The organism is Janibacter sp. CFPM2_SD2 (genome assembly GCF_057364645.1).
In genome coordinates, this window is the sequence record NZ_JBNFOF010000383.1 from 1 (window position 1) to 815 (window position 815).

The following is an 815-nucleotide window of genomic DNA, read 5'->3' on the forward strand; positions in this document are numbered from 1 at the left end:
CCCGCGTCGAGCGGGCGCCGGGACGCCTCACCGACACCGCCGTCGTCCGCCCGGCCGTCGACCTGGCCACCGTCGACGTCGTCGCGGTCGTCACCGGGCCCGGCCGCACGAGCGGGCGCACGTCGTGACCGGGCTGCGCTGGCCGGTGCGCCTGCTGCTGCTCGCCGCGGGGCTCGTCGCCGTGCTCGCGCTCGGCGCCCGTGGGGTGCTCGCCCCGCCCGACCTCGTCGTCATCCTCGCGTCGGGGTCGCGCTGTCGGCCGGGTCGACCTCCGGCGCCGTCCTCGGCCTCTCGGCGGCTGGTTGCTCGACCTGGCGCCCCCGGTCTCCAGCCCGCTCGGCCTGACCGCCCTCGGCTACGCCGCGGCTGGCTGGGTCGCGGGTCTGGCCCGCCGCCGCTCGGGGCACCCCTGGTGGTGGCCAGTGCCCGTCGTCGCCCTCGCCGTGGTCGTGACCCGGGTCGCGCCCGTCCTCGTCGACCTCGGCAGCGCGCGACCGATCGCGTGGGGCTCGCTCGCCTGGCAGGTCCTCGCGACGGCCACCCTCGGCCTCGTCCTCGTCGGGCTCGTCGAGCGGCTCGAGGCCACCATGGTCACCCGCAGGTGGGCATGAGACGGCGCGGGCCGCGGCTCCAGGTGAGGATGCTCGCCTCCCTCGCGGTGCTCACCCTCCTCGCGGGCGTGCTCATCGGCCGGCTCGGCCAGCTGCAGCTCACCGACCACCCGGCCGGGGACGCGGTCGTCGCCGGCCCGGGCCACCGCGACCGTGCACCTGCCCGCCCTCCGCGGGCCGCATCCTCGACCGCGACCGGACGCC

The 815-nt window shown here is 78.7% G+C and carries 1 protein-coding gene; it reads left to right on the forward strand.

Translation table 11 applies throughout. The annotated features are described in order from the left end of the window. The first annotated feature begins 302 nt into the window (after window positions 1-302). On the forward strand, window positions 303-611 hold the full coding sequence (locus AC2W7J_RS18530) for a hypothetical protein (RefSeq protein WP_485984265.1): 309 nt from the start codon (window positions 303-305) through the stop codon (window positions 609-611). Window positions 612-815: the final 204 nt, after the last annotated feature.